The sequence below is a fragment of the Variovorax nivicola genome, from assembly GCF_051216475.1.
Classification (GTDB): domain Bacteria; phylum Pseudomonadota; class Gammaproteobacteria; order Burkholderiales; family Burkholderiaceae_C; genus Variovorax.
Map to the genome: position 1 here is coordinate 14,963 of NZ_JBPJZK010000012.1, position 23,522 is coordinate 38,484.

Genomic DNA, 23,522 nt, shown 5'->3' on the forward strand with positions numbered 1-23,522 from the left:
AAAACGAAACACGCCGCAACCGCAGCGAGAGGACTTGGCCCGGTGCAGATCGCACCATGGAGCTTCCTCCTCACAGACAACACAAGGAATCACCATGAAGTACTGGATCAAACGAACTCTCTTCGGTTTTGCGGGCGCCGCAATGGTTGCCGGCAGCATCGCCGGTTGTGCCGGCCAACGACACGGCTGGGGCGGCGGCGACAGCGCCGAGTTCCGCGCGAAGATGATCGAGCGCGTGGGCAGCAAGCTCGAGCTCGACGCCAACCAGAAGCAGAAGCTCACCGTGCTGGCCGAGAAGCTGCAGGCGCAGCGCGAAGCCATGCGCGGCGCCGGCGGCTCGGGCGACCCGCGCTCGCAGTTCAAGGCGCTGTTCGCGGGCAACAAGCTCGACCAGGCCGGCGCCACGCGCCTGGTCGAAGAGAAGACCGCCGCAGTGCGCAACGGCAGCCCCGAGATCATTGCCGCCGCTGCCGACTTCTACGACAACCTGAACGCCGCGCAGCAGCAGAAGGTGCGCGACTTCATGGACCGAGGTGGCCGCCGCTGGAGCCATCGTGGATAGGCTCCACTCACCCCCGGGCTTCGCGCACTTCGTGTCGCTTCGCCTTCCCCCTCTCCGGGGGCGACAGCTGTGGACCGGCGAAGCCGGTTCCACGGTGTCTCCCGAACAGGCAGCGGTAGCGGGCGGGGTGCGTGCGCTGCTGCGGGTCGAAGGCGCCGTGGTGCTCGGCGTGGCACTCGCTGCCTACGCCCAGTTCGGCTTGGGCTGGGGCATGTTCGCGCTCTGGCTGCTCGCGCCCGATCTCTCGCTGCTGGGCTACCTTGCGGGCCCGCGCGTGGGCGCGGCGCTCTACAACGCGGCGCATTCGTACGTCGGGCCGGTGCTGCTGCTGGCGCTCGGCGTGCTTGCGGCCATGCCGTGGGCGGTGGCCGGCAGCCTGATCTGGCTGGTCCACATCGGCTTCGATCGCGCACTCGGCTACGGGCTCAAGTACGCGGCGGGCTTTGCCGCCACGCATCTGGGCCGCATCGGAAAGGCCGATCCATGGTGAGCCAAGGCAGCACAGTCCCCGTCATGCGCCCGCAGGCCGCGCGCGCCTGGATGCTGACCGAGGCGCTCGCGCTCGGCCTCGCATCGATGGTGCATGCCGGTCGCATCGTGCCGGGCTATGCGCATGGGCAGGCCCGCATCGCTGAAGCGGTGATCGCCACCGTGCTGGTGCTCGCCACGGTCGAGACCTGGCTGCGCCCAGAGGACGCGCGCCGCGCCGCCATCTTCGGCCAGGGCTTCGCGCTGCTGGGCACGCTGGTCGGGCTCGGCACCATCGTGGCGGGCATCGGTCCGCGCACCGTGCCCGACGTGGTCTACCACGCGCTTTTGCTCTCACTCCTCGTGACGGGTCTTACCTGGGCGGTGCGATGCCGGCAGGTCTGATGGTCAGCGAGGTCATCCGCCATTTCCTTGCCAGGAGGCACAATCCCGCCATGCCGCGCATCCTGCTGATCGACGACGACGAACACCTCGCCGCGCCGCTGACAACCTACTTCGCACGCTTCGGCTGCACGCTCGAGAGCGCCGTGCGCCCGAGCGAAGGCCTCGCCAAGCTGCGCGCCGGCACCTACGACGCGGCCATCCTCGACGTCATGCTGCCCGAGATGGACGGCTTCGAGCTGTGCCGCGAGATCCGCAAGGAAAGCGACATTCCCATCGTCATGCTCACCGCCCGCGGCGAAGTGATGGACCGCGTGGTCGGCCTCGAGCTTGGCGCCGACGACTACGTGCCCAAGCCCTTCGAGCCGCGCGAGCTGGTGGCACGCGTGCAGACCATCCTGCGCCGCCAGCGCAGCGTGCCGCAGGCGGTAGCCAACGGCACCCAGCACCGCGTGTTCGACGGCCTGTCGATCGACCTCGACCGGCGCCAGGTGCTGCGCCACGGCGAGCGCGTGGAGCTCACGGGCACCGAGTTCGAACTGCTGGCGCTGCTGGCGGCCGAGCCCGGCAAGGTGTTCAGCCGCGACGACATCCTCAATCGCCTGCGCGGCCACGAGGCCGAGCTCTACACGCGCGCAGTCGACATCGTGGTGAGCCGTCTGCGCAAGAAGCTGGAGCCGCTGGACTGCATCAAGACGCTGCGCAACGCCGGCTACGCGCTTGCTGTGGCACGAAGCGAACCTGCATGAGTTTCGGCCGCCGGGAATCCCGCAGGATGAGATGGCGCGGCGAGGAGTGCCGCGACGAGCAATCGCGCGAGGACTGGCACACGAAGTGGCACGCGCGCTGGAACGAGAAAGTGCAGGGCAAGCGCCGCTGGCGCCGCTCCCTGCGCGTGCGGCTGGTGCTGATGTTCGTGGTGCTGGCCATGGTGATGGCGGCGGTGTTCATGGGCGGCATGAAGAAGGCCTTCTCCACCGGCTGGGCCGAAGCTGCCAAGCCGATGCTGACCGACTACGCCGACCGCCTGGTGGCGGAGATCGGTACGCCGCCCGACGTGGGGCGCGCGCAGGCGCTCGTGGCGCGGCTGCCCATCACCATCCGCATCGTCGGCCCCAAGGTCAACTGGGACTCCAACCCCGGCGGCGCGAACAGCCCCGGCGGCTGGATGCACGACCGCGAAGATGTGTTCGGGGGCGACAAGTGGTTCATCCGCCCCACGGCCGACGGCCACCGCGTGATCTTCGGCTGGGCGCCCAAGCTCTGGCAGCTGGCGCCGCGTGCCACCGGCTGGGCCACGCTCGGCGTGCTGCTGTCGTGCGTGCTGCTGGGTTATGCCTACGTGAGCCGGCTGCTGCGGCCGCTGATCGACATTCGCGAAGGCGCGCAGCGCTTCGGCCGTGGCGAGTTCACGCAGCCCATTCCGGTGCGCCGCAACGACGACCTCGGCGATCTCGCCGAACGCATCAACACCATGGCCGACGACATCCAGGCCATGCTCGATGCCAAGCGCGGGCTGCTGCTCGCCCTGAGCCACGAACTGCGCTCGCCGCTCACGCGTGCCCGGCTCAATGCCGAGCTGCTGCCGGCCACGCCCGAAGGCCAGGCCGAGCGCGAGGCGCTGCTGCGCGACCTCAACGAGATGCGCGACCTCATCAGCGACCTGCTCGAAAGCGAACGCCTCGCGAGCCCGCACGTGGCGCTGCAGCGCGAGCCGGTCGACCTGGCGGTGCTGATCCGCGAGATCGTGGCCGAGATGCCCGATGCGCAGCACGTGCACCTCGACCTGGCCGAAGGCCTGCCGCCGCATGCCGTCGACCGCATGCGCATCCGCCTGCTGGTGCGCAACCTGCTGGACAACGCATTGCGCTACAGCGCCGACGCACCACGGCCGCCCTGCGTGTCGCTGCGCGCGGTGCTCGACGGCAGGAAGCAGGGCATCGAGATCGAGGTGCGCGACCACGGCCCCGGCGTGGACGACGAACAGCTCGAGCGGCTGACCGAGCCCTTCTACCGCACCGACGGCGCACGGGCGCGCGCCACCGGAGGCGTTGGCCTCGGCATGTACCTGTGCCGGCTGATTGCCGAGGCGCACGGCGGCGAGCTGACGGTGCGCAACGCCGGGCCGGGGCTGCAGATCATCGTCAGGCTGGCCTGAGGCAAGGCGGCCCGGCGGGCGCTGTCACCTGCGCTACCAGCCCGCCCGCGGGCCACGGCTACGATGCGCCTCCGTGCCAGCGTCCGGCATTCAAGGTCAAGGAGACACCATGAGCAGCTCACTCACCAACCACCAGGTTCGCCTCGCCAAACGCCCCGAGGGCACGGCCACCCGCGAGAACTGGAAATTCACCACCGAGCCCGTCGGCGAGCCAGCCGAGGGCGGCGTGCTGGTCAAGACGCTGTCGCTGTCGCTCGACCCCGCCATGCGCGGCTGGCTCAACGACGCCAAGAGCTACATCCCGCCCGTGGGCATCGACGAGGTTATGCGCGCCGGCGGCGTCGGCCGCGTCGTTGCCTCGAAGAACCCGCAGTTCGCGGTGGGCGACACCGTGTACGGCACGCTGGGCGTGCAGGAATACATCCTGATCCCCGAAGACCAGATCAAGCGCAACGGCCTGGTGAAGATCGACCTGAACGTCGGCACCATCGGCCAGTGGCTCAACGTGCTGGGCATGCCCGGCATGACCGGCTACTTCGGCCTGATGGACGTGGGCATGCCCAAGGCCGGCGAAACGGTGGTGGTTTCCGGTGCGGCCGGCGCGGTGGGCCAGACCGTGGGCCAGCTCGCCAAGATCAAGGGCTGCCGCGTGGTCGGCATCGCCGGCGGCGCCGCCAAGTGCGACTGGGTGGTGAAGGAGCTGGGCTTCGACGCCTGCATCGACTACAAAGCCGGCGCAGGCGCGGTGCGCGAAGGCCTCAAGACCCATTGCCCGAAGGGCGTGGACATCTACTTCGACAATGTCGGCGGCGAGATCCTCGACATGGTGCTGGCGCGGCTCGCGCGCAAGGCCCGCATCATCATCTGCGGCGCCATCAGCCAGTACAACAACGCCAACAGCATGCCCGCGGCCGGCCCCAAGAACTACCTGAGCCTGCTGGTGAACCGTGCGCGCATGGAAGGCATCGTGGTGTTCGACTACGCCGACCGCTATCACATCGCCATCGCCGAGATGGCCGGCTACCTGAAAGATGGGCGCATGAAGAGCAAGGAAGACATCGTGAAGGGCCTGGACACCTTCCCCGAGTCGCTCAACAAGCTCTTTGCCGGAGAAAACTTCGGCAAATTGGTGCTGCAGGTGGCGGAAGCCTGAAAAAGAAGAAGAAAAAAGCGCTTCTTCAGCTTTCGTCGGGCCGCATGGGAATGTCGCCCAGCGCGTCGTCCTCGCGCAGGCCCCGCGCGGCCTTCAGCAGCTCGATCGACAGGCCGTCGCCATGGCCTGCAAAGCCCCTGGCAATGCCTTCGAGCACTGTCGACAGGCCGGTTTCGCCGTCGCCGCGCGCATCCATGCTGATGTTCAGCACCCGGGCCGCCATCTGGCGGTAGGTGACGGCGCCCGCGCCCTCCAGCGCGGCCACCAGGTCGAGGTACAGCGCCAGGTTCAGGTCGAACACCAGCTTGGGCGTGATCTCGAAATCCCTGTTTTTGTCGTCCATGTGGGTTGGCTCCTTTATTCCTGAGCCTCCACTCTAGCCAGAAAAGAAGACGCCGAGCCGTCGGATACAGCCTGATTCAGCGCAAGTCAGCGCGCACGCGTGCCTATCACAGCCGCCGAGACGATGAGCCAGGCCGCCACGGCGATGGTCCAGGTCAGCGGCCGGCCGGTGACGAGCAGCAGCAGCGCGGTCGAGCCCAGCGGCGTGAGGTAGCTCAGGATGCCGATCTGCCGCGCGTCGCCGCGCTTGAGCGCGATGTCCCACGCGAAGAAAGCCGCGCCCAGCGGGCCGAGGCCGCAAAGCACGAGCAGCAGCCAGTCGCGGCCAGACAGCGCCACCGAGGGCTCGAGCACGGCGTGGCAGGCCAGCGAGAGCACGCCCGAGGCCAGCCCGAACAGGCCGATCGCCGAGGTCGGGAAGGCCGCCACGCGCTTCGTCCAGAGCGAATAGCTCGCCCAGACGAAGGCCGAGCCCAGCGCCGGCACGAAGCCCCAGTACTCCTGCGCTCCCGTTGCCGCCGTGGTGCCACCGCGCGCGCCGAGGATCGCGATCGCCGCGCCCGCGAACCCCAGCAGCCCCGCCACCAGGTGAAGCGGCCGCAGCGACATGCTCGGCAGCAGCACCGGCGCCAGCACCACCATGAAGAGCGGCCACAGGTAGTTGACGAGGTTGGCCTCGACCGGCGGCGCATGCCGCAGTGCGATGAACAGCAGGAAGTGAAAGCCGAACAGCCCGTAGATGCCCAGCGCCAGCGTGCGCGGCGGCACCTTCCATGCCGAGCGGTCGCGCAGCACCAGCGGCCAGCTCGGCACACTGCCGACGATCAGCGCGAGGCCGGTCAGAAGAAAAGGCGGCAGGTGCGACAGCGCAGTGCCGAGCGAGGCGAGCGTGGCCCAGAGCGCGATGGCCAGCAGGGCGTAGACGGTGGACGACATGAGCGGCAAGGCTAAGCGACGCGGTCGTCGCGCAATGACGGTCCGTCGTCGCGCAACGACGGTCTTGCCGGGGAGCGGTCAGCGACGCAGCGCGGCGGTGAGTGCGGAGGGCGAGCGGTAGCCCGTGCGGCGCGCCGTCTCAGCCACGCTCATGCCGCCCAGCCGCAGCTCACGCGCATGCGCCAGCCGCAGCGAGCGCAGCCAGTGCATCGCGCTCACGCCCTGCTCGTCGCGGCAGCGTTGCGCGAACTGGCTCGGGCTCAGGCAGGCGACATCGGCCAGGTCGGCCACGCCCAGCGGTTCATGCCAGCGGGCCCGGGCCCAGTCGGCGAGCAGGGTCCAGTCGATGCGGCGGCGGCGCGAATCCGCAGATACCGGCGCGGGGCTCCAGGCCTCCAGCAGCAGCGCGGGGCCGTGCTGCAAGGCCAGGGCCGAGGCCTGCGGTTGCTTCATGCATTGCGCCAGGTAGCGCGCGAGCGCGTGAAGTTGGGGCGAATCGGGCGGCGCACGCTCGGCGCAGCGGGCCCATGCCGGCTGCGTGGTGTCGAGCACCAGGCACAGGCTGCCGTGCTTGCGCGCGCTGAAGTCGTGCCGGTCACCCGGGGCGACCACCTGCGCCTCGCCCACGCCGATGCCGGCGCCCCGGCCTTCCACTTCGATCTCCAGCACGCCGTCGAGGCCGATCAGCACCTGGAAGTGGTCGTGCGCATGGCTGCCGTGCGAGTGGCCGTAGTCGCGCAGGGCCAGGGTGTGCGTGGCGGGCGTGTGCATGGAAAAGGGCTGGGAAGGGAGGGAGCGATTGTCCGCCCGCGCACCGCCGCTGTCACCCCAGCCGCAGCAGCAGCGCCGAAGCCGCGCACACCAGCAAAAAGGGAATGCTGATGCGGTGAAACTCCCGCAGCCCGTTCGGCAGCTTCGCAAGCCGCAGCGCGATCAGGTTGGCCAGCGAGCCCAGCACGCAGCCGAAGCCGCCCACGCTCACCCCGGCCGCCAGCGCGGGCAGTTCGCGCACGTGGCCATCCAGCAGGATCGCCGCCGGCACGTTGCTGATGAACTGCGACGTGACGATGGCCGCGAGGTAGGCGCGCCAGCCCTCGGTGATGGGCCAGTGGCCTAGCAGCGCAACGACGGTGGGTAGCTCCGCCAGCTGCCGCAGGTCCACGAACATCAGCGCGATGATCGCGAGCAGCGCCCAGTCGATGCCCCGCAGCACGCGCGGATACGACACCAGGAACACGCCGAACACCACGCCCAGCCCCGCCAGCAGCCAGTGCCGGTCCAGCGCGACCACGAATCCGATGAACAGCACCCCCGCCAGCGCCAGCAGGCGCGGCTGCACCGGCGCGGCCTCGGCCTCGGGCTTGAGCTCGATAGGCGTGCGCGGCACCAGCAGCCACACTGCGACGAAGAGCCAGAACAGCATCACTGCGACCGTCGGTCCCATCATCCCCATGAAGGCGAAGAAGCTCTCGCCCGAGCGGTGCCACAGATAGAGGTTCTGCGGATTGCCGATGGGCGTGAGCGCCGAGCCCGCGTTCACCGCAAGTGCCTGGAGCACCACCAGACGCGCGAGCGGCAGGTGCGCCTGCGTGGCGAGCACGCGCGTCAGCGGCACCAGCAGGAACAGGCTCACGTCGTTGGTCACCAGCGCCGAGAGAAAGGCTGCACTGGCCGTCAACATCAGCGCCAGGCTGCGCTGGTTGTGCGTGCGCGCCAGCAGGCGCTGCGCGGCGGCCTGCAGCATGCCGCTCTTCTCCACGCCCTGCGTGATGGCCAGCAGCCCCGCGAGCGCACCCACCGTCTGCCAGTCGACCAGCCGCAGCCAGTCCATCGGCGCACGCGGGCGCAGGAAGGCGAACAGTACGGCGACCGCCACCAGCACCCAGAGCAGGCCGTTGCCGCCGCCGCCGTGCTCGGACGGCGCCGCCGTGGTGTCAGCGGCCGACGAGTTCACGCAGTTCGCGCTTGAGCACCTTGCCGATGGCACTGCGCGGCAGCTCGTCGATGAAGCTCAGCCGCGCCAGGCGCTGCGTCTTGCCGAGCTGGGCGTTGGTCCACTGCAGCAGCGCGTCTTCCGTCGTGGCGTCGCCTTCGCGGCGTACCACGAACGCCACCGGCGTCTCGCCCCATTGCTCCGACGGCACGCCGACCACCGCCACGTCGGCCACTGCCGCATGGCCGCGCAGCACGGCCTCGAGGTCGCTCGGGTAGATGTTGAAGCCGCCGCTGATGATCATGTCCTTCTTGCGGTCGAACAGCGTGAGGAAGCCGTCGGCGTCGAAGCGGCCCACGTCGCCGGTGCGGATGAAGCGCTTGCCGCTGGCGTCGAACCACTCGGCTTCGCGTGTCTTCTCGGGCTGGCGGTGGTAGCCGGTCATCATGCCGCCCGAGTGGCCCACCACCTCGCCGGCCACCTCGGTGTTGCCGCGCGGCAGCTCGTTGCCTTCCTCGTCGATCAGGCGGATGTCGCTGCCCTCGGCGGGCTGGCCCACCGTGTGCAGCTTGGTCGGGTGCAGGTGCGCCTCCAGGATGCAGGTGCCGCCGCCCTCGGTCATGCCGTAGAACTCGATCAGCCCGCCGGGCCAGCGCTTCAGCACGTCGGCCTTGAGCGCGGCGTTGAAGGGCGCGCTGGTGCTGAACTTGAACTTGTAGGAAGACAGGTCGTGCTCGTCGAAGCGCGGGTGCGCCATCAGCCGCTGGTACTGCACCGGCACGAGCATGGTGTGCGTCACGCGGCGCTGCTGCGCCAGCTGCAGGTAGCCGAGCGCGTCGAACTTGGGCATCAGCACCACGCAGCCGCCGAAGGCCAGCGTGGGGAAGAACACCACCAGCGTGGTGTTGGAGTAGAGCGGCGTCGACAGCAGCGTGACGGTGTCGGGGCCGTATTCATATTTGGCGCCGCGCTGCACATGGGACCAGCGCATGCCATGGCCCTGCACGATGCCCTTGGGCTCGCCGGTGGTGCCCGACGAATAGATGATGTTGAAGGCCCAGCCGGGCTGCACCTCGACGGCCTCGGGCTTCGCGCCGGCCGGCGCCAGCCAGCCTTCGAAGTCGCGGCCGACCTGCGAGCCGTCAAGCGCAACGCGCGCAATGCCGCCGTCCTTCGCCGGGCCGATCACTTCGGCCGCCGAAGCATCGCTGAACAGGATGCGCGCGTCGGCGTCCTCGATCATGCGGGCCAGGCTGGCGGGCGTGGAGCCGGGCGCCAGCGGGGCCACCGCAACGCCCGCGCGCAACGCGCCCAGGAACACGGCCGCGTAGTTCACCGACGACGAGGCGCAGATGGCGATGGCGTCGCCCGCCTTGAGCCCGTCGCGCTGCAGGCTGGCCGCAACGCGGTCCATCAGCGCGTCGAGCGCGCGGTAGTCCAGCGTGCGGCCGGCGTCTGCCAGCGCGGCGTGGTCGGGGGTGTGGAGTGCGTGGAGGCGAACCAGATCGGCAATGGCGCCGAAACTGCGTTCCATAGAGGCTTGAACAGCGGGGTGCATGGGAGAGTCAGTCCTTCATCTTGGCCAGCCGGCAGGATAGCGGACCCGCCGCGCATGGCCAGCGCCTAGGCGACGCCTGCCGGTGCAGGACAGGGTGCCGTCAGTTGCCGCTCAGGAAGGCGGGGCGACCATGCCCGACCATCAAGGAGCTCACCATGGGTTTACTCGACATCCTCCAGCAGGCCATCGGCAACAACAACAGCAACAACGCCGAGGCCCACATCGACCAGGTCGCGCAGCACGCCTCCCCCGGCGAGATTGGCGCGGGGCTCGCCGCGGCCATGCGCTCCGACCAGACGCCGCCTTTCGGCGACACGGTCGGCAAGCTGTTCGGCCAGTCGTCGCCCGCGCAGCAGGCCGGCGTGCTCAACCAGATCCTGGCCACGCTGGGCCCGGCCGCTGCCTCGGTGTTGGCCGGCGGCGTGCTCGGGCGCGTGTTGCAGCCGGGGCAGGCGCAGGTCACGCCCGACCAGGCCTCGCAGCTGTCGCCCGCGCAGGTGACCGAGATCGCCGCGCATGCCGAGCAGCAGCATGCGGGCGTGATCGACGAGGTGAGCCAGTTCTACGCGCAGCACTCGGGGCTGATCAAGACGCTGGGTGGCGCGGCCATCGCCATTGCGCTGGCGAAGATGAAAGAGAACGCCACGCGATCAGCGTGACGATGCGGTGGTCTCGGCCCGTACCGTGTCCCCGCCGCCCATCACCTTGTAGAGCGTGATGCGGTTGCTCTGCTCCGACAGCTGCAGGCCAATCAGCGTTTGCTGCGCCGTGTACAGCGAGCGCTGCGCGTCCAGCACTTCGAGAAAGCTGTAGCTGCCGCTGCGGTAGAGCGCGTTCGACAGCGTGTAGCTCTTCTGCGTGGCATCGACCAGCGACTGCTGCGCCGCAATCTGCTCGCCGATCGAGCCGCGCGTGGCCAGCGCGTCGGCCACTTCCCTGAACGCGGTCTGCACGGTCTTCTCGTAGGTGGCGAGGTCGATCTCGCGCTGCGCCTTGGCCGAGTCGAGGCTGGCGCGGTTGCTGCCGGCGTTGAAGATCGGCAGGCTGACCGATGGCGCGAAGCTCCAGGTGCTGTTGCCGCCCTTGAACAGGCCCGACAGCGCCGTGCTCGACGAGCCCGAGCTCGCGGTCAGCGAGATCGTCGGGAAGAAGGCCGCGCGCGCTGCGCCGATGTCGGCGTTCGAGCCCTGCAGCGTGTGCTCGGCGGCCAGCACGTCGGGCCGCTGCTGCAGCAGCGTCGAAGGCAGGCCCGCGGGCACGTCGACCAGCGCGCTGGCCGTGGCCATGCCTGCGGCCGGCAGCAGATCGTCGGGCACGGTGGCGCCGGCCAGCAGGTCCAGCGCGTTGCGGTCGAGCGCCACCTGCGCGGTGTAACTGGCCACGTCCACGCGCGCGGAATCCACCGTCGTCTGCGCCTGGGCCAGCGACAGCGCCGAGCTGGCGCCCAGTTCATGCATGCGGCCGGTCAGCGCATAAGAACGCTGCTGGCTGGCCAGCGTGTCCTGTGCGAGCTTCAGCCGTTCGTTGTCCGCGGCCAGCGTGAGCCAGGCCGAGGCGACTTCCGCCACCAGGCTGATCTGCGTGCTGCGGGTCGTGGCCTCGGTCGACAGATAGCTCTGCAGCGCCGCCTCGTTGAGGTTGCGCACGCGACCGAACAGGTCGAGCTCGTAACTGCTGAAGCCCAGCGACGCGCTGTACGTCGAGCCGATGGACGATTCGCCGCTGCTGCTCGTTGCGGCCGAGGTGCGCGCGCGCGTGGCGCCCGCCGTGGCCGCGACGCTTGGGAACAGCTCGGCGCGCTGCACGCCGTACTGCGCGCGCGCCTTCTCGATGTTCTGCACCGCCACGCGCAGATCGCGGTTGTTGGCCAGCGCGAGCGCGATGGTGCGGCGCAGCCGGTCATCGTTGATGAAGCTCTGCCAGCCGGTGGTTGCGGAGACAGTCGCGTCCTTGGCCTCCTTCGCATTCGCGGAGGCCGGCCAGGCCGTGGGCACGGGCGCTTCGGGCCGCGAGTACACGGGCGCGAGGTTGACGCAGCCGGCCAGCAGCGCGGCTGCAACGAGTGCGGAGAGTCTGAAATGAATTCGGGTCATGGCGTTCATGCCTCAGGCAGCGCGGTCAGCGTGGGAGCCACCGCGGGTTTTTTCTTTTGCGCGAAGAAGCGCCGGATCACAACGAAGAACAGCGGCACGAAGAAGATGCCCAGCGCCGTGGCGGTCGCGATGCCGCCGAGCACGCCCACACCGATGGCGCGGCGACTGCCCGAGCCCGCGCCGCTGCTCAGCGCCAGCGGCAGCACGCCGAACATGAAGGCCAGCGAGGTCATCAAGATGGGCCGCAGCCGCAGGCGCACCGCCTGCAGCGTGGCATCGATCAGCGCGACGCCCTCGTCTTGCAGCTGCTTGGCGAATTCCACGATCAGGATCGCGTTCTTCGCCGACAGGCCCACCGTGGCCAGCAGCCCCACCTGGAAGTACACGTCGTTCGACAGCCCCGCCAGCTTCGTCGCCAGCACCGCGCCCAGCACGCCCAGCGGCACCACCAGAATCACCGAGAACGGCACCGACCAGCTCTCGTACAGCGCCGCGAGGCACAGGAACACGAACAAAATCGACACCGCGTAGAGCAGCGGCGCCTGCGAGCCCGACAGGCGTTCCTGATACGAGCTGCCGGCCCATTCGTAGCCGATGCCCTGCGGCAGCTGCTTCATGATGTTTTCCACCGCATCCATCGCCGCGCCCGAGCTCACACCCGCGGCAGGGTCGCCGATCAGCTCGAACGACGACATGCCGTTGTAGCGCGACAGCTGCGGCGAGCCATACGTCCAGCGGCTGCTGGCGAAGGCCGAGAACGGCACCATCTCGCTGCTTGCATTGCGCACGTACCAGCTGTTTACGCTGTCAGGCTGCATGCGGAAGGGCGCGTCGGCCTGCACATAGACCTTCTTCACGCGACCGTTGCTGATGAAGTCGTTCACATAGCTGCCGCCCATGGCGCTGGACAGCGTGTCGTTGATGTCCGAAGTCGACAGGCCCAGCGCCGAGGCCTTGCGGTCGTCGATGTCGATGGCGAACTGCGGCGTGTCGTCCAGGTTGTTGCTGCGCACCTGGCTCAGCGCCGGGTCTTTTTTGGCCAGGGTCAGGAACTGCTCGCGCGCCTGCACCAGCGCCTCGTGGCCGATGCCGCCAAGGTCCTGCAGCTGTACGTCGAAGCCCGCGTTGGAGCCCAGGCCACGCACGGCCGGCGGCAGCATCACGAACACGTTGGCGTTGCTGGTGCGCGCGGCCATCTCCATCGTGAAGCGGCGCGACAGCGATGCGGCGTCTTGCGCCTTGCCGCCGCGTTCGCTCCAGTCCTTCAGCGTGATGAAGGCGTTGCCCGTGGCCTGGTCGCCGCTCAGGCCGGTCAGCGTGATGAAGTGGCTGACTTCCTTTTGCGAAGACAGGTAGTCCTCGAAGTTCTTCATGGTCTGCTGCAGCTGCTCGTCGGTGGCGCTGGCGGGCAGCTTCACCTGGGCCATCAGCGTGCCCTGGTCTTCGTCGGGCAGGAACGATGTGGGCAGGCGCATGAAGGTCACGGCCAGCACGCCCACCAGCAGCGCGTACACCAGCAGGCTGCGCTTGCCGCGCTGCAGCAGTCCGCCGACGCCCGAGCGGTAGCGGTCTGCATTGCGCTCGAAGTTGCGGTTGAACCAGCCGAAGAAGCCGCGCTTCTCCTTGTTGTGGCCGGCCTCCACGGGCTTGAGCAGCGTGGCGCACAGCGCCGGCGACAGCGTGAGCGCCACCAGCACCGACAGCAGCATGGCCGCGACGATGGTCACCGAGAACTGGCGGTAGATCACGCCCGTCGAGCCGCCGAAGAAAGCCATGGGAATGAACACCGCCGACAGCACCAGCGCGATGCCCACCAGCGCACCGGTGATCTCGCGCATCGACTTGCGCGTGGCTTCCTTCGGCGAGAGCCCTTCCTCGGTCATGAGCCGTTCGACGTTTTCCACCACCACGATGGCGTCGTCCACCAAGAGGCCGATGGCCAGCACCATGCCGAACATGGTGAGCGTGTTGATCGAGTAGCCCAGCAGCGACAGCACGCCGAAGGTGCCCAGCAGCACCACCGGCACTGCGATGGCGGGGACCAGCGTGGCGCGCAGGTTCTGCAAAAAGAGATACATGATCAGCACGACCAGCACCATCGCCTCGCCCAGCGTCTTGGCCACTTCTTCGATGGAGATGCGCACGAAGGGCGTGGTGTCGTAGCCGACCACGGCCTTCATCTGGTTGGGGAAGAAAGGCGCCAGCTCCGCGAGCTTGGCCTTCACCGCGTTCGACACCGTGAGCGCGTTGGCGCCGGTGGCCAGCTTCACGCCCATGCCGGACGACGGCTTGCCGTCCAGGCGCGAGCTGACGGTGTAGCTCTCGCTGCCGAGCTCGATGCGCGCGACGTCGCCCAGTCGCACGATCGCGCCGCTGCTGCTGTCCGACTTGACGATCACCTCGCGGAACTGGTCGGCGGTGCGCAGCTTGCTGCGCGCGGTGATGGTCGCGGTGAGCCGCTGGCCCGCGGCCGCCGGCAACGCGCCGAGCTGGCCGGCCGAGACTTCGGTGTTCTGGCTGGTGAGCGCGGTGGTCACGTCCGAGGGCATCAACGAATACTTCTGCAGCTTGGCCGGGTCGAGCCAGATGCGCATGGCATAGCCCGAGCCCAGCGTCTGCACGTCGCCCACGCCGTCGATGCGGCTGACCACGTCGAGCAGGCTGCTGGAGATGTAGTCGCCGATGTCGGTGGCCGAGGCGCTGCCGTCCTGCGATACCAGCGAGACGATCATCAGGAAGTCGGTGCCCGACTTGGTGACCGTCACGCCCTGGCTCTGCACCGATTGCGGCAACTGCGACTCGGCCTGCTGCAGCTTGTTCTGCACCTGCATCTGCGCCACGTCGGCGTTGGTGCCGGCCTCGAAGGTGAGCTCGATGCGCGCGGTGCCCGACGAGGTGCTGCTCGACGACATCGAGACGAGCCGGTCGAGGCCCTTCATCTTCTGCTCGATCACCTGCGTGACCGAGTCCTCGATGGTCTTGGCCGACGCGCCGGTGTAGGTCGCGTTGATGGAAACCTTGGTGGGTGCGATGTCGGGGTACTGCTCCAGCGGCAGCGTGCTGATGGACAGTGCCCCCGCCAGCATGATGACGATGGCGATGACCCACGCGAAGATGGGCCGGTCGATGAAGAAGCGTGCCATGTGCGGGGCCTCCTCAGCGGGCGGTGCCGGCGGTTGCCGCGCTGGCTACCGTGGCGGTGTCGCTGGTCGTCGCAACGGGCTTCACCGTGTCGCCCACCTTCACCCTGAGCGAGCCCTCGACGATCACGCGCTCGCCAGCCTTCAGCCCGTCGGTCACCTGCCAGCGGCTGCCGACCGCGCGCGACACCTTCAGCGCGCGCTTCTCGACCTTGTTGTCGGCAGTGACCACCAGCGCTGATGCATCGCCGCTGGCCGTGCGCGTCACGCCCTGTTGCGGCACCAGCAGCGCCCGTTCGGCCACGCCTTCTTCGAGCACGGCGCGCACGTACATGCCGGGCAGCAGCGTGCGCTCGGGGTTCGGCACCAGGATGCGCAGCGTGACCGCGCCCGTGCCTTCGCTGACGGTGACGCTCGCGAACTGCAGGCGCCCGGCGTGGGCGTAGGCCGTGCCGTCTTCCAGCAGCAGCTTCACCGAGGCTTCGCTCTTGTCGCTGCTGCTCTTGAGCGTGCCGGCCGCGAGCTCGCGCTGCAGCCGCAGCAACTCGGTGGTCGATTGCGTCACGTCGACGTGGATCGGATCGAGCTGCTGCACGGTGGTGAGTGCGGTGGTCTGGCTCGCCGTGACCAGCGCGCCCGGTGTGACCGTGGAGGCCTCGATGCGCCCCGCGATCGGCGCGGTGATGCGCGTGAAGCCCAGGTTGATGCGCGCCGTGTCGAGCGAGGCGCGGGCCACGCCGAGCTCGGCTTCGGCTTGCTGCAGCGTGGCCTGGCTGTCGTCGTTGGTCTGCTGGCTGACGGCGTCGATCTTCGCGAGCTCGGCATTGCGGCGCGCGGTGACCTTCGCGGAGTTGACCGTGGCCTCGGCCTTGGCGACGCTGGCCTGCGCGCTGGCGTAGGACGCCTTGTAGCTGGCGGGGTCGAGCTGGTAGAGCACCTGCCCAGCCTTGACCAGCGCGCCTTCTTCGAACAGGCGTTGCTGCACGATGCCACCGACCTGCGGGCGGATCTCCGCGCTCAGGCGGGCGCGGGTGCGGCCCGACAGCTCGGTGGTGATCGGCTGGTTCTCGGGCTGGATGGTGACCACGCCGACTTGCGTGGCGGGAAGCTGGGGCGGTGCGGAGGAAGAAGAGCCGGAGCACCCCGCGATCGCGCCCAGCAGGCCGATGGCCAGGGCGCACGCGAGGCCGGTGCGGATGAAGCGGGAAGACATGTTCAGGGTTCCAATCAGGTTGGAATCCATGGTCTTCACCGAATGTGGAGCCAATGTGGAGGTCCCTGCGGCGTGCGCGGCCATGAGCGCGGAGTGCACCGCGCGGGCCTCATCTGGCTTATCTTGTGGCCCTTCATGAAGATCAGCATCACCACCAAGCTCTTTCTCGCCGTGCTGGCCACCGCCGTGCTGGCCGTGGTCGCGATGGGCGCCGCCTCGCGCTGGAACTTCGAGCGTGGCTTTGTCGGCTACCTCAACGAGCAGGGCGTGGAGCGGCTCGACTCCGTGCTGCCGAATGCCGTCGCGGCCTACCGGCAGAACGGCAGTTGGGACTTCCTGCGAGACAACCCCCGCCCGTGGTTCGAGATCATGCGGCCGGCGCCTTCCGAGTCGGGCGAGAGCTTCGAGCCGGGCCGCACGCCGGCGCTGGTGTCCGACCTGACGGGCGCCGTGCTGCGCATCGCACTGCTCGATACGAACAGGCAGGTGATCGTGGGCTTCAGGGAGATTCGCAAAGGCGCCATCGAACGCGCCGTGGTGGTCGACGGCAAGACCGTGGGCTGGGTTGCCATGATGCCGTTCCAGAGCGTGAGCGAAGCGGGCGACCAGCGCTTCCAGAAGAACCAGCTGCGCGCGAGCTGGGTCATCGGCAGCCTGTGCGTGCTGCTGGCCGCGGGCATCGCGTGGTGGATCGCGCGGGTGCTGCTCGCGCCCGTCAAGCGCGTGGCTGCGGCCACACATCGGCTGACGTCAGGCGACTACGCAAGTCGCGTTGCGGTGGCATCGCACGATGAGGTGGGACAACTGGCGCGCGACTTCAATTCGTTGGCCTTCACCTTGCAGCGCAACGAGCGGATGCGCCGCGAGTTCATGGCCGACGTGTCGCACGAGCTGCGCACGCCGCTGGGCGTGCTGCACGGCGAGCTGGAGGCAATGGAAGACGGCGTGCGCCGCCTCGACGCACAGGCAGTGCGCTCGCTGCAGCACGAAGTGGGCATGCTCAACAAGCTGGTCACCGACCTGTACGACCTGTCGATGGCGGACGTGGGCGCGCTCGCGTACCGCAAGGCCGACGTCGACCTGCGCGAGCTGATCGAACTGAGCGTGGATGCGTTCCGCGAGAGGCTGGCTTCGGCGGGACTGCGGCTGGAGCTGATGCTGCCCGCGCAGCCGCTGGCGATGTTCGCCGACGAGCGGCGCATGCAGCAGCTCTTCAGCAACCTCGTGCTCAACACCTGCCGCTACACCGACGCGGGCGGCGTGCTGCGCATCGAGGCGCGCGAGGACGGCAGCGAGATCGCGATCGATCTCATGGATTCGGCGCCGGGCGTCGACGCGGCGCTGCTGCCGCGCCTGTTCGAGCGTTTCTTCCGCGGCGAGGGTTCGCGCAACCGCGCCAGCGGCGGTGCGGGCCTTGGCCTGGCCATCTGCCGCAGCATCGTGGAGGCGCACGGCGGCACCATCGAGGCCAAGGCGTCGCCGCTGGGCGGGGTGTGGATTGCGGTGCGGCTGCCGCGATGAACGACACGACCATGGCAACTGCTTCTTCACCCGCACACATCCTGATCGTCGAGGACGAGCCGCGCATGGCCGCGCTGCTCGCCGACTATCTCCAGGCATCGGGCTACACCTCGCAATGGATCGCCAACGGGCTGGAGGTTGTGCCCTCTGTGAAAGCCCGCCGACCGGATCTGGTGCTGCTCGACCTCATGCTGCCCGGCCAGGACGGCATGAGCGTGTGCCGCGAACTGCGGCTGTTCAGCGAGGTGCCCGTCATCATGCTCACGGCGCGCGTCGAGGAGGCCGACCGCCTGATGGGGCTCGAGATCGGCGCGGACGACTACATCTGCAAGACGCCCTTCAGTCCGCGCGAGGTGGTGGCGCGCGTGAAGGCGCTGCTGCGCCGCAGCGGCTATGCGTCGCGCGAGGCATCGCCCCTGCAGATCGACGAGCAGACGTACAAGGCGACGCTGCACGGCACCCCGCTGGGGCTGACGCCGATCGAGTTTCGCCTGCTGAAGGCGCTGGCCGATGCGCGGGGCCGCGTGCTGTCGCGCGACAAGCTGCTCGACCATGTGCATGCAGACCAGCGCGCGGTGACCGATCGCGCGGTCGACAGCCACGTCAAGAATCTGCGCCGCAAGCTCGATGCGGCAAGCCAGGGGCAGGAGTTGATACGGTCGATCTACGGGGTGGGGTACCGGCTCGACTTGCCTTGATCGCCGCGTTCGCCCGTATCACGCGCCAGTCGCAGCAGCTTGCCGCACGACACCGATGATGTACTCGATTTCCTCGTCGCCGAGCATCGGGTAGAGCGGCAATGCGAGCGAACAGCCGGCCAGCGTCTCGCTGTGCGGCAGGGCGCCATCGACGTGCCAGGGCCGCAGTGCTTCGTGCCGGTGCAGCAGCTGCTCGTAGTAGATGCGAGTGGCGATGCCGGATGTGGCCAGTCGGGCCGCAAAGGTTTCGCGTTCGCGCGGGCCGGGCAGCCGGATGACGAAATAGTTCCACGCGTGGCCGGGCGAGTCTGGCGGCAAGCGAATCGGCAAGTCCGCCCAGGCCGACAGGTAGCGTGCGGCAATGGCGCGCCGTCGCGCGATGTGGTCCGGGAAATCATCCAGGGCGGCATTGAGCAGGCAGGCCTGCAGTTCGTCCATGCGGCTGTTGTGCCCGAGGCAGTGGTGCCTGCCGTCGTGGTAGCCGTGGTTGCGCAACAGCCGGGCCTTGCTGGCGTGGAGCGGGTCTCTAAAGGCCAGCGCACCGGCGTCGCCGGCAGCGCCGAGGGTCTTGGTCGGATAGAAGCTCATCGCCGCGGCGTCGCCCCAGGTGCCGGCGTTGCCCGCTGCGGTGCCGTCACCTGCCTGAGCACCGAGGCACTGCGCCACGTCCTCGACCAGCAGCAGTTTTTCGTCGCGGCAGTAGGCGGCCAGCTCGGGCAGGCCGCTCGGGTCGCCAAAGAGGCCGACCGCGAGGATCGCGCGGGTCCGCGGCGTGCGGGCGTTGCGGAAATGCGCGAGCGTTGGCAGGAAGTCGTCTGGCGCACTGTCGACGAAGACCGGCCGCGCGCCGGCGCCGAGCACCGCTTCCGCGCACGCGACGAAGGTGTAGGTCGGCATCAGGACCTCGTCCATCGCGTCCCCTCCGCCCGCGCTTCCGATGCCGAGGCTCTTGAAGGCCAGCAGCAACGCCTCGGAACCCGACCCCACGGCCACGGTCTCGCGGCCGTGCAGCAGCGCCGACAGCCGCGCCTCCAGAGCCAGGACCTGCGGGCCGAGGATGTAAGTGCCGCTGCGCAGCACGGCGGCGAGGGCCTGGGCCAGGCGCGCCGCCATCGGTTCGGCGGAAGCCGCCGGCCGGAACAGCGGGATCTTCATGCGTGCAGTATCTGGCAGGCCCGGGTGACGGCCACAAGGCCGTCGGCACCCGACGCGACGCGGCTGGCCTGGCCCAGGATGGCGCGCCGGAAGCCCTGGTACTGCCGTGTCAGGGCATCGTCGCCGGTCGCCGTCGCGGTCGAACGGCGCAGATCCAGCAACTGCTCACGGTGGCCGTCGCACACGTGCAACCGGGCGCTGGCCGGCATGCTGCCGTAGCCGCTCTCGAATTCGGCGACCAGTTCGCCCAGCCGCACGCGAGCGCGGACGCTTTGTTCACCGATGTGCCGCGCAAGCACTTCCAGCGGTGCTTCCACGGGAATCGCGCACAGCCAGGCAAACAGGTCGATGTCGTGCACCATCAGGTCCAGCACGCTGTCTCTGGCTGTGGCGATGCGAGTCGAATAGCGGCGAAACCGCATGAAAGGACGCTGGCGCTGCTGGCCCTGGCCGTGGCTCGCCGCTGCGTTCCGCAGCCGGTCCAGCACGGCTTCGTCGAACACCGGGTTGAAGCGCTCGATGTGCCCGGTGCTCAGGGTGACGCCGCATTGCCGCGCGGTGCGGATCATCAGGGCGCCTTCGTGCCGGTCGATGCAAAGCGGCTTCTCGACCAGCACGTGGCAGCCGCGCCGCATCAATGCCATTGCGACTTCGGCGTGCGCGTCGTCGCTGGTGGCGACTGTGACCGACGCAATGCCCGGCGGCAGATCGTCCAGGCTTGGCAACAGCGGCAGCGCCGCGAGTTCGCTGGCAGCGCGGGCCGACGACGAGCAATCCACCAGGGCACACAGATGGAAGCCGCTCAGGGCGAGGAGCTTTTGGGCGTGGACGCAGCCGAAGCGGCCGAGGCCCACGACTGCATGGGCCAGCGGAGCGTCGAGCGTGAGCGGAGCCGCGGAGGTGGCGATGGGGTCGGCGACGGTGGCCGTGCTGTCGTCGTCGATGGCAGGCGTCGTGAAGGACATCGAGGCGTCGATGGCTGTGTCAGCGCGTGGCGTCGCGCAGCCGGTCGGCCACGGCTTGCAGATGGGCGCCACGGATCACGTGCTTGTACACGCCGGCCGCGACGCGCTCTTCGCCGATGATTTCGAAAGAGGGCTTGGTTGCGGGCGCTTCTGCCAGTTCGTAGCGCGTGGGCTGTGCGGCGAAGAGGCATTCCCGCCCATAGGCCTGGGCGCCGAACTCGGCGATGAAGCCCGCCAGCTCCCGCTCCAGCTGGCCGCCGAAGCTGCGCGCATAGCCGTGCATGTCGTCCAGCTTGGCCTGCAGCTCGTGCCCGTCGAGTTCCACCATGACATGGCGCTCGGAGGCCAGCCGCGCCGGCGGGCTGGGATGGCCCACTGTGGGATAGCCGAGCGAGACGACCTCGCGGCCGCGCGCTGCGGCGTGCGCGGCGACCTGGTTGGCCAGCAGGCGACACAGGTCGTGCGAAGGGTTGTAGTCCTCCGCTTCGTCGGCGACGATGCAGTCGATGCCTTGTTCGACGACGTGCGTCGTCAACGCACTGACCCACTGGGTGAACAGGCGCGTGTCGCCTTCGAGCAGTGCCCGGTAGATGTCGGCATCGGCGACTGGTTGCACCACGTTCGGAATCCAGTGGGCGCCAGCTTGCGCCAGGTTGTCGATCGTCGGATCGAGCCGAGGCACACCGGTCGACCCGGCGCCGTTGGTCAGCACCACGAAGTCCGGCCGCTCGTTGCGCAGCCATTTCCAGAGCAGCAGTTCGTGGCCCGAATGGGCGGCGATCACCAGCGGCTTCATGCGCTTGGGCCGCCCGGGCGGACAAGGGTCGAAATACGGCGCAGCGGTCCGGTCACGCGCCATGAGTGACTGGCATAGACCTCGCGCAACTGCGCCTGGAGCAGGCTGAGCTCGGTGCGCGCTTGCCGGGCCTGCTGCTCGGCTTCCGCCAGCCGTGCGTTGCAGTCGGCGTTCGATTGCGCGGCCGCATGGTCCGCCTGCTGCCGTGCCTCAGCATGCGCCGCCGCATAGCTCGCTTGCCGCTGCGCCTCGGCCTGCGCCGCGTCAATCTGGACTTGATGCAGGCGCTGATGGTCGTTGAAGGATTGCTGGAGCCCCGCGATGTGCTGATGCAAGGAAGCAATATTCAGATGCGCCGCTGAAGGGCTGCCGCGCCGGATCCAGTCCTGCATGTAGCGGGACATCTCGTCCGCCCGTTGACTTGCGGGCACCTCGACCACCGGATGCTGCAGGACCATGCGCTGCACGCAACTCTCGAGCGCACCGAGCGTGGCGTCGAGGCTGCCATGCGCGCGCATCCATTCGCCGGTCTTGCCTGCATCGTCGGCGTCGTAGCGGTCGAGTTCGGCGCCCACGCTCTCCCGCGTGATCGGCCGGATCAGCATCGCCCGGCCGAAATTCCAGTGCCGTGCGTGGGCCACGGTCGCCGCCGTCACCATCTCGCCCATGCCCCAGGCTGGATCGAGCACCACCACTGAGTTGCCGGTGCACAGCGCCTCGGTGGCGCAGCGGCCCTTGCCGAAGACGATGTCGTAGCGGCCGAGTGCTTCTGCCGGGTCGGGCAGGTGGTTGCCGGTGCCACTGCCGATCACGTCCATCGAGATTCCGCGCTGCACACAGGCGGCGCGGATCTCCTCGAGCTGCGCATTGTGCGAGGCGTAGTTGCTGAAGACCAGCGCCGTGCGGGGCTGCGCCGGCAGGTCGCTGCGCCGGGGAAAGCGCGAAAGGTCGACACCGTTCTGGATCAGCTCGATGCGCTCGCGCGCGATGCCGAACTCGTGCACGAGGCGCTGCGCGCAGTTCTCGTCGACGGCCACATGACACACGACCTGTGCGAACTGCGCCGGGCGCCCGTGGTCGGCGCTGCGGTCGTGGCAGATCGTGATGACCGGCACGTCGTGGAAGTGCAGCAGGGCGCGAACCGTCTCGTGGTGTGTGTTCCCGACGATCACGTCAGGCCGCGCCGCCATGTCGGTGAGGTCGGTGACGCAGGCGATGGAGGCGAAGCGCAATTCGTTCGCCATGTCGCCGAAGGCCGTTGCGAAGATGGTGACGGCGTGTCCGCGACGGCGCAGCCACATCGCCAGGTCGCGCGTGAACATTTCGGCGCCTGTGCGATGCAGCAGGTAGCACATCGCCAGCAGGATGTGCAGGGGCTTGCCGGACTGCGGCGCGTCCGCAGCAGGGGCCGTCGCCGTGTCGTTGTTCAATCGAGCGACGGCGCGCCGGCCAGAACGTGTCCTGCCTGCTGGTCTGCGTGATAGCTGGACCGCACCATCGCACCCACCGCCGCGTGGCTGAAGCCCATCTTGTAGGCCTCTTCCTCGAACATCTTGAAAGTGTCGGGGTGCACGTAGCGGCGCACCGGCAGGTGCGAGCCCGACGGCGACAGGTACTGGCCGATGGTCAGCATGTCGATGTCGTGGGCGCGCATGTCGCGCATGACCTGCAGGATTTCTTCGTCGGTCTCACCGAGGCCGACCATGATGCCGCTCTTGGTCGGCACGTTGGGGTGCAGTGCCTTGAACTTCTTCAACAGATTCAGGCTGAACTGGTAGTCGCTGCCGGGGCGCGCTTCCTTGTAGAGGCGCGGCGCGGTTTCGAGGTTGTGGTTCATCACGTCCGGCGGCGCGGCCTTGAGGATCTCGAGGGCGCGGTCATCGCGGCCGCGGAAGTCGGGCACGAGTATCTCGATCTGAGTCATCGGCGAGAGCTCGCGGATGTTCTTGATGCAGTCGACGAAGTGCTGGCTGCCGCCGTCGCGCAGGTCGTCGCGGTCGACGCTGGTGATCACCACGTACTTCAGGCGCAGCTTGGCGATGGTCTTGGCGAGGTTGAGCGGCTCGTCCTTGTCCAGCGGGTCGGGGCGGCCGTGGCCCACGTCGCAGAACGGGCAGCGGCGCGTGCACTTGTCGCCCATGATCATGAAGGTGGCCGTGCCGTTGCCGAAGCATTCGCCGATGTTCGGGCAGGAAGCCTCTTCGCAGACGGTGTGCAGATTGCTCTCGCGCAGGATCTGCTTGATTTCGTAGAAGCGCGTGGTGGGGCTGCCGGCCTTGACGCGGATCCACTCGGGCTTCTTGAGCACTTCGCCGGTCTGCACCACCTTGACGGGAATGCGAGAGAGCTTGGCCGCCGCTTTCTGCTTGGCCAGGGGGTTGTAAGTTTCGGCGCTTTGCGCGTCGCGGACGACTTCTGTGGTGCTCATT

The 23,522-nt window shown here is 68.7% G+C and carries 22 protein-coding genes; 9 read left to right on the forward strand and 13 right to left on the reverse strand.

All coding sequences use genetic code 11. From position 1 onward, the window contains the following. The first annotated feature begins 94 nt into the window (after positions 1–94). The 6 genes from ACSFBF_RS31610 (at position 95) to ACSFBF_RS31635 (ending at position 4,743) form a co-directional block, all read left to right on the forward strand. Positions 95–562: a Spy/CpxP family protein refolding chaperone gene (locus ACSFBF_RS31610; protein ID WP_093057760.1), complete on the forward strand. Its 468-nt coding sequence runs from the start codon at positions 95–97 to the stop codon at positions 560–562. A 94-nt stretch (positions 563–656) separates the two neighbouring features. Further along, a complete protein-coding gene (locus ACSFBF_RS31615; RefSeq protein ID WP_435473960.1) occupies positions 657–1,052 on the forward strand; it encodes a DUF4260 domain-containing protein in 396 nt (131 codons plus the stop codon). After that, on the forward strand, positions 1,046–1,435 hold the full coding sequence (locus ACSFBF_RS31620; RefSeq protein WP_435473962.1) for a hypothetical protein: 390 nt from the start codon (positions 1,046–1,048) through the stop codon (positions 1,433–1,435). Before ACSFBF_RS31615 ends, ACSFBF_RS31620 begins: the two co-directional genes overlap by 7 nt. Before the next feature lie 50 nt (positions 1,436–1,485). Continuing rightward, positions 1,486–2,181, forward strand: a complete 696-nt coding sequence (locus ACSFBF_RS31625; protein ID WP_435473964.1) for a response regulator transcription factor — start codon at positions 1,486–1,488, stop codon at positions 2,179–2,181. Positions 2,182–2,207: 26 nt separating this feature from the next. Next, positions 2,208–3,590: a HAMP domain-containing sensor histidine kinase gene (locus tag ACSFBF_RS31630; protein ID WP_435473966.1), complete on the forward strand. Its 1,383-nt coding sequence runs from the start codon at positions 2,208–2,210 to the stop codon at positions 3,588–3,590. Positions 3,591–3,699: 109 nt separating this feature from the next. Then, positions 3,700–4,743, forward strand: coding sequence for an NADP-dependent oxidoreductase (locus tag ACSFBF_RS31635; protein WP_435473968.1), 1,044 nt, complete (start codon positions 3,700–3,702; stop codon positions 4,741–4,743). A gap of 25 nt (positions 4,744–4,768) precedes the next feature. Here ACSFBF_RS31635 and ACSFBF_RS31640 read toward each other — a convergent pair whose 3' ends face one another. From ACSFBF_RS31640 to ACSFBF_RS31660, 5 genes are all read right to left on the reverse strand, one after another. Further along, positions 4,769–5,086 (reverse strand): hypothetical protein, encoded by a 318-nt coding sequence (locus ACSFBF_RS31640; RefSeq protein ID WP_435473970.1) that lies wholly within the window; start codon positions 5,084–5,086, stop codon positions 4,769–4,771. 86 nt (positions 5,087–5,172) lie between these two features. Beyond that, the gene (locus ACSFBF_RS31645; RefSeq protein ID WP_435473972.1) at positions 5,173–6,021 is read right to left on the reverse strand and encodes a DMT family transporter; all 849 of its coding nucleotides are present in this window, start codon (positions 6,019–6,021) and stop codon (positions 5,173–5,175) included. 78 nt (positions 6,022–6,099) lie between these two features. After that, positions 6,100–6,792 (reverse strand): helix-turn-helix domain-containing protein, encoded by a 693-nt coding sequence (locus ACSFBF_RS31650; RefSeq protein WP_435473974.1) that lies wholly within the window; start codon positions 6,790–6,792, stop codon positions 6,100–6,102. Positions 6,793–6,844: 52 nt separating this feature from the next. Continuing rightward, the gene (locus ACSFBF_RS31655) at positions 6,845–7,975 is read right to left on the reverse strand and encodes an SLC13 family permease (protein WP_435473976.1); all 1,131 of its coding nucleotides are present in this window, start codon (positions 7,973–7,975) and stop codon (positions 6,845–6,847) included. Continuing rightward, positions 7,956–9,488, reverse strand: a complete 1,533-nt coding sequence (locus ACSFBF_RS31660; protein ID WP_435473978.1) for a class I adenylate-forming enzyme family protein — start codon at positions 9,486–9,488, stop codon at positions 7,956–7,958. Before ACSFBF_RS31660 ends, ACSFBF_RS31655 begins: the two co-directional genes overlap by 20 nt. A 179-nt stretch (positions 9,489–9,667) precedes the next feature. Here ACSFBF_RS31660 and ACSFBF_RS31665 point away from each other — a divergent pair, with 179 nt between their 5' ends. After that, positions 9,668–10,171 carry a hypothetical protein gene (locus ACSFBF_RS31665; protein WP_435473980.1) on the forward strand — a complete coding sequence of 168 codons (504 nt, stop codon included), beginning with the start codon at positions 9,668–9,670 and terminating at the stop codon, positions 10,169–10,171. Here the strand turns inward: ACSFBF_RS31665 and ACSFBF_RS31670 are convergent. The 3 genes from ACSFBF_RS31670 to ACSFBF_RS31680 are packed head-to-tail and all read right to left on the reverse strand — an operon-like array spanning position 10,163 to position 15,958. Then, on the reverse strand, positions 10,163–11,605 hold the full coding sequence (locus ACSFBF_RS31670; protein ID WP_435473982.1) for an efflux transporter outer membrane subunit: 1,443 nt from the start codon (positions 11,603–11,605) through the stop codon (positions 10,163–10,165). The two genes, ACSFBF_RS31665 and ACSFBF_RS31670, sit on opposite strands and share 9 nt — an antisense overlap. Positions 11,606–11,610: 5 nt before the next feature. Further along, positions 11,611–14,748: an efflux RND transporter permease subunit gene (locus tag ACSFBF_RS31675; protein ID WP_435473984.1), complete on the reverse strand. Its 3,138-nt coding sequence runs from the start codon at positions 14,746–14,748 to the stop codon at positions 11,611–11,613. 13 nt (positions 14,749–14,761) lie between these two features. Then, entirely contained in the window at positions 14,762–15,958 is a 1,197-nt protein-coding gene (locus ACSFBF_RS31680) for an efflux RND transporter periplasmic adaptor subunit (RefSeq protein WP_435473986.1), read from the reverse strand. A 135-nt stretch (positions 15,959–16,093) separates the two neighbouring features. On the opposite strand from ACSFBF_RS31680, the gene baeS reads away from it, so the two are divergent. Together baeS and ACSFBF_RS31690 are read left to right on the forward strand one after the other, a co-directional pair. Continuing rightward, positions 16,094–17,479 carry a sensor histidine kinase efflux regulator BaeS gene (gene baeS / locus ACSFBF_RS31685; RefSeq protein WP_435473988.1) on the forward strand — a complete coding sequence of 462 codons (1,386 nt, stop codon included), beginning with the start codon at positions 16,094–16,096 and terminating at the stop codon, positions 17,477–17,479. 11 nt (positions 17,480–17,490) lie between these two features. After that, on the forward strand, positions 17,491–18,177 hold the full coding sequence (locus ACSFBF_RS31690; protein ID WP_435473990.1) for a response regulator: 687 nt from the start codon (positions 17,491–17,493) through the stop codon (positions 18,175–18,177). An 18-nt stretch (positions 18,178–18,195) separates the two neighbouring features. On the opposite strand, the gene ACSFBF_RS31695 is transcribed toward ACSFBF_RS31690, so the two are convergent. The 5 genes from ACSFBF_RS31695 to lipA are packed head-to-tail and all read right to left on the reverse strand — an operon-like array spanning position 18,196 to position 23,521. Continuing rightward, positions 18,196–19,332 carry a DegT/DnrJ/EryC1/StrS family aminotransferase gene (locus ACSFBF_RS31695; RefSeq protein WP_435473992.1) on the reverse strand — a complete coding sequence of 379 codons (1,137 nt, stop codon included), beginning with the start codon at positions 19,330–19,332 and terminating at the stop codon, positions 18,196–18,198. Next, positions 19,329–20,369 (reverse strand): Gfo/Idh/MocA family protein, encoded by a 1,041-nt coding sequence (locus tag ACSFBF_RS31700; protein ID WP_435473994.1) that lies wholly within the window; start codon positions 20,367–20,369, stop codon positions 19,329–19,331. Before ACSFBF_RS31700 ends, ACSFBF_RS31695 begins: the two co-directional genes overlap by 4 nt. Further along, a complete protein-coding gene (locus ACSFBF_RS31705) occupies positions 20,317–21,093 on the reverse strand; it encodes a hypothetical protein (protein WP_435473996.1) in 777 nt (258 codons plus the stop codon). Before ACSFBF_RS31705 ends, ACSFBF_RS31700 begins: the two co-directional genes overlap by 53 nt. Then, positions 21,090–22,523, reverse strand: a complete 1,434-nt coding sequence (locus ACSFBF_RS31710; protein ID WP_435473998.1) for a glycosyltransferase — start codon at positions 22,521–22,523, stop codon at positions 21,090–21,092. The genes ACSFBF_RS31705 and ACSFBF_RS31710 overlap by 4 nt, the downstream gene beginning before the upstream one ends. Next, entirely contained in the window at positions 22,520–23,521 is a 1,002-nt protein-coding gene (gene lipA / locus ACSFBF_RS31715; RefSeq protein ID WP_435474000.1) for a lipoyl synthase, read from the reverse strand. The genes ACSFBF_RS31710 and lipA overlap by 4 nt, the downstream gene beginning before the upstream one ends. Position 23,522 lies beyond the last annotated feature (1 nt).

What these genes read in the sequence shown, in the direction of transcription:
- ACSFBF_RS31610 (WP_093057760.1), top strand. Translation starts at nt 95, where the DNA reads ATGAAGTACTGGATCAAACGAACTCTCTTCGGTTTTGCGGGCGCCGCA.
- ACSFBF_RS31620 (WP_435473962.1), top strand. Translation starts at nt 1,046, where the DNA reads ATGGTGAGCCAAGGCAGCACAGTCCCCGTCATGCGCCCGCAGGCCGCG.
- ACSFBF_RS31625 (WP_435473964.1), top strand. Translation starts at nt 1,486, where the DNA reads ATGCCGCGCATCCTGCTGATCGACGACGACGAACACCTCGCCGCGCCG.
- ACSFBF_RS31630 (WP_435473966.1), top strand. Translation starts at nt 2,208, where the DNA reads ATGAGATGGCGCGGCGAGGAGTGCCGCGACGAGCAATCGCGCGAGGAC.
- ACSFBF_RS31635 (WP_435473968.1), top strand. Translation starts at nt 3,700, where the DNA reads ATGAGCAGCTCACTCACCAACCACCAGGTTCGCCTCGCCAAACGCCCC.
- ACSFBF_RS31640 (WP_435473970.1), bottom strand. Translation starts at nt 5,086, where the DNA reads ATGGACGACAAAAACAGGGATTTCGAGATCACGCCCAAGCTGGTGTTC.
- ACSFBF_RS31645 (WP_435473972.1), bottom strand. Translation starts at nt 6,021, where the DNA reads ATGTCGTCCACCGTCTACGCCCTGCTGGCCATCGCGCTCTGGGCCACG.
- ACSFBF_RS31650 (WP_435473974.1), bottom strand. Translation starts at nt 6,792, where the DNA reads ATGCACACGCCCGCCACGCACACCCTGGCCCTGCGCGACTACGGCCAC.
- ACSFBF_RS31660 (WP_435473978.1), bottom strand. Translation starts at nt 9,488, where the DNA reads ATGGAACGCAGTTTCGGCGCCATTGCCGATCTGGTTCGCCTCCACGCA.
- ACSFBF_RS31665 (WP_435473980.1), top strand. Translation starts at nt 9,668, where the DNA reads ATGGGTTTACTCGACATCCTCCAGCAGGCCATCGGCAACAACAACAGC.
- ACSFBF_RS31670 (WP_435473982.1), bottom strand. Translation starts at nt 11,605, where the DNA reads ATGACCCGAATTCATTTCAGACTCTCCGCACTCGTTGCAGCCGCGCTG.
- ACSFBF_RS31675 (WP_435473984.1), bottom strand. Translation starts at nt 14,748, where the DNA reads ATGGCACGCTTCTTCATCGACCGGCCCATCTTCGCGTGGGTCATCGCC.
- ACSFBF_RS31680 (WP_435473986.1), bottom strand. Translation starts at nt 15,958, where the DNA reads ATGTCTTCCCGCTTCATCCGCACCGGCCTCGCGTGCGCCCTGGCCATC.
- baeS (WP_435473988.1), top strand. Translation starts at nt 16,094, where the DNA reads ATGAAGATCAGCATCACCACCAAGCTCTTTCTCGCCGTGCTGGCCACC.
- ACSFBF_RS31690 (WP_435473990.1), top strand. Translation starts at nt 17,491, where the DNA reads ATGGCAACTGCTTCTTCACCCGCACACATCCTGATCGTCGAGGACGAG.
- ACSFBF_RS31695 (WP_435473992.1), bottom strand. Translation starts at nt 19,332, where the DNA reads ATGAAGATCCCGCTGTTCCGGCCGGCGGCTTCCGCCGAACCGATGGCG.
- ACSFBF_RS31705 (WP_435473996.1), bottom strand. Translation starts at nt 21,093, where the DNA reads ATGAAGCCGCTGGTGATCGCCGCCCATTCGGGCCACGAACTGCTGCTC.
- lipA (WP_435474000.1), bottom strand. Translation starts at nt 23,521, where the DNA reads ATGAGCACCACAGAAGTCGTCCGCGACGCGCAAAGCGCCGAAACTTAC.